This window comes from Vibrio sp. 10N.286.52.F8, from assembly GCF_041468745.1.
GTDB classification, from domain to species: Bacteria; Pseudomonadota; Gammaproteobacteria; order Enterobacterales; family Vibrionaceae; genus Vibrio; species Vibrio crassostreae_C.
The window spans coordinates 1-7,342 of record NZ_JBFRJF010000053.1 but is presented as its reverse complement, the minus strand read 5'-3'; the positions used below and the strand labels follow the sequence as shown (position 1 = coordinate 7,342).

General features: G+C 42.8%; 5 protein-coding genes and 1 tRNA gene. 5 read left to right on the top strand and 1 reads right to left on the bottom strand.

Annotated features, from left to right (window positions below; translation table 11 throughout):
• Positions 1-166 precede the first annotated feature (166 nt).
• On the top strand, positions 167-1,198 hold the full coding sequence (locus AB4133_RS21265; RefSeq protein ID WP_017063519.1) for a potassium channel family protein: 1,032 nt from the start codon (positions 167-169) through the stop codon (positions 1,196-1,198).
• Between the two features lie 75 nt (positions 1,199-1,273).
• Here AB4133_RS21265 and AB4133_RS21260 read toward each other — a convergent pair whose 3' ends face one another.
• On the bottom strand, positions 1,274-1,843 hold the full coding sequence (locus AB4133_RS21260) for a UPF0149 family protein (protein ID WP_017062064.1): 570 nt from the start codon (positions 1,841-1,843) through the stop codon (positions 1,274-1,276).
• 171 nt (positions 1,844-2,014) lie between these two features.
• On the opposite strand from AB4133_RS21260, the gene AB4133_RS21255 reads away from it, so the two are divergent.
• From AB4133_RS21255 to gltS, 4 genes are all read left to right on the top strand, one after another.
• A complete protein-coding gene (locus tag AB4133_RS21255) occupies positions 2,015-4,468 on the top strand; it encodes an ATP-binding protein (RefSeq protein WP_372225664.1) in 2,454 nt (817 codons plus the stop codon).
• Between the two features lie 248 nt (positions 4,469-4,716).
• On the top strand, positions 4,717-5,166 hold the full coding sequence (locus tag AB4133_RS21250) for an L-alanine exporter AlaE (RefSeq protein ID WP_017062062.1): 450 nt from the start codon (positions 4,717-4,719) through the stop codon (positions 5,164-5,166).
• 180 nt (positions 5,167-5,346) lie between these two features.
• A tRNA-Ser gene (locus AB4133_RS21245) sits at positions 5,347-5,437 on the top strand.
• A 254-nt stretch (positions 5,438-5,691) separates the two neighbouring features.
• Positions 5,692-6,906, top strand: coding sequence for a sodium/glutamate symporter (gene gltS / locus AB4133_RS21240; RefSeq protein ID WP_017062061.1), 1,215 nt, complete (start codon positions 5,692-5,694; stop codon positions 6,904-6,906).
• Positions 6,907-7,342: the final 436 nt, after the last annotated feature.

Sequence of the window (7,342 nt, the reverse complement as noted above, 5' to 3'; positions counted from 1 at the left end):
CGCGATGAACCATAAAAAAACCAGCCAATAGTGCTGGTTTTTTTGTATCTGCGTATAGGCCGCCAATATCAATCTTGTGGTCATGTATCTTTTTCTGATGATACATCTTGTTGATATCGCGTATTTTTTCTAGCATGTAAGTAAGAGGAAAAGATTAGAGGCTCGAATGATAATCTGGTTACAACTCAAACGCTGGATCAAAGCAAACATCTTTGTTTTGAATGGCAAAAACTTACTGTTCACTTTTCTTGGCTACATCGCTTTATCGTGGTCGATGCTGTATTTGGCGGGTGAAACAGATTTAACCAGTTCGGTTACCGTATTCGCTTACTACTTGGTGGTGACGGCTTCTACGGTTGGTTATGGTGATTTATCACCGACCACGGTAGCGGGGCAGTGGATCGTTATTCTATTTGTGATTCCAGGCGGGTTGAGCCTTTTTGCCGCGTTGCTCGGTAAAGTGGCGACAGAAGGTGTTGAATATTGGCGAGCGGGCTTGCTAGGAAAAAGGAGAGTTAGAGTGGACAACCACATTTTGATGTTGGGGTGGAATGAGCAAAGAACCATTCATCTCATCCGCATGCTACAACACGAAGAAACGGGTAAACGACCAATCGTGCTATGTACGCGTTCAGATATCGAGAACCCGTTACCCGGTGAAATCAATTTCGTCAAAGTAAACAGCTACACCGATGGCAAAGAGATGGAGAAAACGGGCATTGAGTCTGCAAGTTGCATCCTGATTGATAACCCAGAAGACGACATTACGTTATCTGCGGCGCTTTACTGTGCCAACCGAAACCCTAAAGCGCACCTTCTTGTTTACTTTAAAGATGAAGCGCTGAGCGATTTGTTACACAAGCATTGCCCTAACTCAGAATGTATTCCAGCGGTGGGTGCTGAGATGCTAGCAAAGGCTGCGGTAGACCCAGGTTCCAGTGCGCTTCACCAAGAATTATTGAGCTCAACAAGAGGCATGACACAGTATTCAACGTATTTCCCTGAAGACGCTGAGTCTGTCACCGTCGCGCCTATTTTCTCAGTGTTTAAAGAGAAGTATCAAGCAACTCTGATCGCCATTGATACGGGGAGCGGTATTGAACTCAACCCAGAGTTAGATCAAGTGGTCAGCAGTGGCACTAAGCTGTTTTATATTGCTGATGAGCGAATTGATGACTTCGATTGGAAAGGCTTCTAAAGCGACTATTTTATTTCGTCTGAAAACTAAAAAAGGCCTCATAATGAGGCCTTTTGGCTTGTATAAAGCTAACTGTTATTGAGCTTCAGCCAGTGCAATGCCACGCTGCGTTAGTCCGCAAAGCATCACAGGAACAGCGTTAAAGATCTCTTCGAACTGCTCTAGGCCTTCGATGCCTTGCTCTGCAAGCGTAGCAATTGACGTTTCTGGATCGTAAAGCATGCTCAGTGACAGCAGGACACCGCCAACGAGTGCGTTATCTTCGCTCTCTTCAGGCATTAGTGTTTCCCAATCGTCGCGAGCAATCTGCCAGCCTTGAAGCAAGCCTTCACAAAAATCACGAGCGGCAGTGTTCACCACTTCTTCGTCGTCTAATTGACAAGCTTCAGGCCAAACCCAAGTCCCTTCAATCAGTTCTGGGCGGGTTTTATTCCAAAGCTCGATGATAACTTCAATGTAGCTTTCTAGCTGTTCACCATCCGTAAAAGGTGCGACTTCTTCGCCACCCCATAAGAACGGTAGCCACTCATGCGGGGTTAACACATTCGGTGCCGCTGCCATTGCAGTGACAAAGCCCATTGTTTTGTGTTCTGTGATTAGCTTTCCTTCCAACTCTGGAAGCGCAAGAATATCTTGTAAAGTCAAAGTGAGGTACCGTAAAAGGGAACATATTTGCGCTTATAGTACCAATGAACTTGTGCCAATCAAGCTTCAATCTAAAAAGGCTTGATGTCATGGATGATAAACACTAGGTTTAACAGAAAAGAAAACAATAAAAGAATTATGCAGATACGGTCGTCTTTAAAGAAAAAAAGCATGGTAGCGCTTGGATTATACCTTGCGATGTTTATTGCCATTGTCGGTAGTGTGACGTATTACGTCGTAGAATCCCCTGTGCGCGCCAAATTACAACAAAATCTCGACTTGCGTACGGAATTGTTATCCGCATTGATTACAGAGCCACTCAGCAGCTCTCAAGGCTTTGTAGACAGTCTCGTTGGGTTTGCTCAAGCACATCGCAATGGTGATGATGTTATTCCGCTATTTAAGTCCATGTTGGCGGCGAGCGACGATACAATTGTCAGTGCCGGTATTTGGCCTGAACCTTATGCGCTCGATTCTAAAAAGCTTCTCAACAGTTACTTTTTTAATAAAGCCGACGATGGAAGAATCGATCAGATATATTCTTACAACAACCCCAAAAATGCCCCTTATCAAGAAGAGTATTGGTACACCTCTGTCGTCAACAAAAAACAAGGAACGATCTCTTGGAGCGATGTGTATATCGACCCATACACACACGTTCGAATGATTACGGCGTCTTCCCCTTATTATTACGACGGTACTTTTGCCGGTGTTGCCACGGTGGATCTCTCGCTCGAAGAGCTGCTTGGTTTTATCAAGAACCACGCCGAAGAATACAACCTTGGCATTACGCTCAGAGATAAGCTTAACCAAGTGTTGGTTTCGCATAACTTTAATCTCGTTGAAGGCATTTACATCAGTAGCAATCAATTTGGTGATTTCGGCTGGCAAGTGGATGTGGTGAACTCCAAATCACGAGTAGAAGACGAAGTGTTTCGTCAGGTGATGAGCATTGAAGGCGGTATTGTTCCGCTATTGCTACTTTGTGTCATGGCGGGGTATTACTTATTGAACCGTTATTTGATTAGTCCAATCACAAGGATTGCAGCACAGGTTGATAGTTCGAAAGCCGGCGAAATCATTGATGTGGATTACTCGAGTGATGACGAAATCGGCCATTTGATTAAAACCTTCAACGAAAAGACCATTTATCTCGAAGCGGAAAAGGTTAAAGCTCAGGCATCCACCAATGCAAAAACCGCTTTCCTTGCGACCTTGTCACATGAAATTCGCACTCCGATGAATGGGGTATTGGGTACCGCTCAAATCCTATTAAAAACGCCTCTAAATTCTGAACAAGAGAAGCATCTTAAGAGCTTGTATGAGTCCGGCGATCATATGATGACTCTACTCAACGAGATCTTAGACTTCTCGAAGATCGAGCAGGGCAGGTTGGATCTTGATGAAACGCGTTTCCCGCTTGATTCGATCATCGGCAGTATTAACAGTGTTTACTACACATTGTCTTCCGAGAAAGGGCTTCAATTCAAAGTGTACTCTGAGGTGACTTCGGGTCGTTGGTACTTCTCAGATAAAGCTCGCCTTCGCCAAATTTTGTTTAATCTCTTGAACAACGCGGTGAAGTTCACCTCCAGAGGCTTTGTTGAGGTGTACCTGAAAGAAGTTGTAGAGGGGAGTGACACCTATCTGAGCATTCGAGTTCGTGATACCGGAATTGGTATTTCTAAAGAAGCTCAGAAGCGTATTTTTAAACCGTTTGAACAAGCGGAGTCTTCGACCACAAGGCGTTTTGGCGGTACTGGCCTTGGCCTCGCGATTGTGAAGAAAATTGCCCAGTTGATGGATGGCAGTATTACCGTCACCAGTGAAGAAGGGATAGGCACGAGTTTTGATGTTCGCTTGAAGATTCAGCCATGTCAGCCAGGAGAAATCGAGAGTTTGCCACATAAGAAGTTGGACTACTCTGGCTTAAAGGTACTGATCGTCGAGGACAACCGAACTAACACGGTGATCATTGAAGCCTTCATGAGCAGTAAAGGCTTTACCTGTAAGAGCGTCGAAAACGGTGAACTTGCGATACAAGCCGTGGTTGCTGAGCGCTTTGATTTGGTGCTCATGGATAACCATATGCCTGTGATGGATGGCGTTGAATCAACCACTGCTATTCGTGCTTTGATAGGCGATGTGTCATCGGTATTGGTGTTTGGTTGTACGGCTGATGTCTTTAAAGAGACTCGTGAGCGTATGTTGGGGGCAGGTGTGGATTATATTATTGCTAAGCCGATTGACGAGCGTGAACTGGATGATGCCTTGTTCCGCTATTCAAATAAGCTTTATCAATACCATGAAGTAAAAGCGGATGAGCTCGAAAGCCAAGACGTAAAACCACACGATTCGAAAAGTAAAAGCGAGTCACTGCCTAAACCTGATCTTCGCAAAAAAGATAACACTGAAGAGCTGTTAGTGACGTTGTATGTGGCGCTAGAAGACAACAACCTAGAACTGATTCAATTTGCACTAGAGAGCCTACGTGTCCACGTTGAAGCTATGAACAACGCGGAACTTACTGAACAAGTCGATAAAGCGTTAGAGCAGGTTGCTTTAGGATCACCACCTACACAAGATGTCATTAATATCATTACTGTAAATCTACCTATGGCTTAAATGTTGTTTAATTACGGTAAGTAAATGACGAACTGTCCAATATTTGACCTTGATTGGATTTTTTGGTGAAAGTGACTGCTTTTAAAGTGGTTTTTGGTTGTTAATTTACAACTTGATTTTTAATTTGGAGTGTATGACTACTAATCTTGTGATTTAATAGCGACATTATCTGGTGAGGTGCAAATGTGCCTTGTTTATATGTTACTAAATCACTAATTAAGCAGTGATATATTTTAGGTTTGTCGTCAATGAAGTCTCGTGGTCCATTTTGTATTCGAAACGCAGCTGCGGATACATTTGCTATGGTCGTTTTCTGTTTTATTTCTGGCATGATCGTAGAAGTGTTTATTTCTGGTATGACGTTTGAGCAATCTCTTGCTTCTCGAACGTTATCTATTCCTGTAAACATTGCTATCGCTTGGCCTTATGGCGTTTTTCGTGATTGGTTCTTACGCAATGGTGCAAAACTTTCAGAAAGCTCATTGATGAAAAACTTGTCTGATTTGATGGCATACGTGTTATTCCAGTCTCCAGTGTATGCGGGTATTTTGTTGGCAGTGGGTGCTTCAGGCGACCAGATCGTTACGGCTGTCACCAGTAATGCAGTTATCTCGTGCGGTATGGGCGTACTTTACGGCTACTTCCTCGATATGTGTCGTAAATGGTTTCGAGTTCCTGGCTACTATCAACAAGCTTAAGAAAAGCAACAAGCGTAAGTGCAGCGAAAGAATGAAATTTGGTTTGTTTTTGATCTAATGAGTTAATTTGTAATCGAACAAACCGAAAAAGGCACTTTTTTTGAGAATGCCCCTTGACCAAAGCAAGCAGAATCAATAAAGTAGCGCCTCGTTGAGTGACATGCTCAACACACAATTTGTGGAAGGATGGCTGAGTGGCTTAAGGCGCTCGCCTGGAAAGCGAGTATACGTTTATAGCGTATCTGGGGTTCAAATCCCCATCCTTCCACCACTATTCAAAACCCTAGCAGAAATGCTGGGGTTTTCTCGTTTTAGAGCCTCTATATCCCACCTCATCTGTATACCTCCCTAATATCCGTTCCTTTAATCATTGCTTTATAGTTATAATCTCTATTAATACCGTCGCAGAATTAACCACATTAGGTGTTTTTATCATAGATAATCGCTTGATTTTTTGGCGTGAACCTAGATTATTAATAGTACGCAATATTATGAATAATCTAACTATTAGGAATCCATAACCTCATGACAGAAACCCTAGTTTCTCCAATGCTCTCTTTTACGATCGCGATTTCATTACTGTTTATCGGTAAAGGTTTGATCGAGCGATCTGAAGTATTAAGAAAGTATTCACTGCCAGAGCCTGTGATTGGTGGCTTTGTCTGCGCAGCGACCGTAGCGGCGCTTTACTATATTTTTGAAATCCAAATCACTTTTAGCCTAGATGTCAGAGACTTTTTGCTTCTCTACTTTTTTGCTGGCATCGGGCTCCAAGCGGATATTAAAACACTGATTAAAGGCGGGCGACCGTTGTTCATCCTACTGTGTCTTGCTGCCATTTTTATCGTGTTGCAAAACGTAGTCGGAATGGCAGTCGCTTCTGGCTTTGGAATGGATGCGAAAGCAGGCTTGCTATCTGGGTCTGTTAGCTTGATAGGCGGCGTAGGCACAACGTTAGCTTGGGCGCCAATGTTTGTGGAAGAGTTTGGTATTGCTAACGCGCTCGAACTTGGTGTCGCTTCAAACACGGTTGGTTTAATTGCAGCGTGTGTGATTGGTGGTCCGATTGCGAACTACCTGCTCAATAAACACAAAGTAAGCCCTTCTAATGAAGAAGAGGTTACGGTTGGTGCATTCCAAGAGAGTGAAACAAAAACAGAGCTTAGCCACTACGGCGTTCTGTGGGCGTGGTTGATTCTTAACTTAACACTAATGCTGGGTTACAGCTTGAGTGAAGTTATCGACTCGATGGGCCTAAAACTGCCGTTATTCGTTAGCTGTTTGATCGCAGGTATCCTAATCGGAAACGTTGGTCGCGCACTGTTTAAGAAACGTCGTACACAAGAGAAAATCGCTCAAGGCCGCAAAGGCTTAGCGATGATCTCTGATATTTGTTTAGGCATGTTCTTGACCATGGCATTGATGGGGTTGCGTATCTGGGATCTCGATGGACTGTTTGGCTATATCTCTGTTGTCATGAGTATCCAGATCTTGCTTTCCCTGTTGTTTACTGTGTTTGTCGTTTATTACTTGATGGGAAGAAACTACGATTCTGTGGTGATATGTTCAGGCTTCGGTGGTATCACTCTAGGCTCGACCGCAACAGCAATTGTGAACATGACCGCAGTAACTCATCGATATGGCGCAAGCCCACAAGCATTCATTGTGGTGCCATTAGTATGTGGTTTCTTTGTTGATTTGATCAACGCATTGGTGATCAGTTTCTTTGTTGGTCTGTAGTGACTTCCTAAGACTTTCTTGTCATTGACTACAGACACCTATCGGTAGCTTACTCGATTGAGTGAGCTACTTATTGTCTTGTTATAATCCCTCCTCAAATACGGCCATACCTTTAACTACCTCATCCCACTTTTCTTGCTTTTATAATGTTTCAAAAATATCACTCGGCTATATTTTTTATCATTTTTTGTTGGGTATTTTATAATTTTAGGTTGATGTTAACTTACTCTTAAAAAAATCGTTTGTTTTGATATTAGTGTTGTTCGATTTTGATTGAATAAATAATCGTCAAAATCTAGATTTTAGTATAATAATAATAATTATTCTTCACGCTTATTAAGTCTACCTGTTAACTTTTTACCTTAAATAAAAAACCAATTTAGTTTATTTATTGATCGTTTTTTGGTTTGTCTTTTGTTCTCTACCCATTTTAACG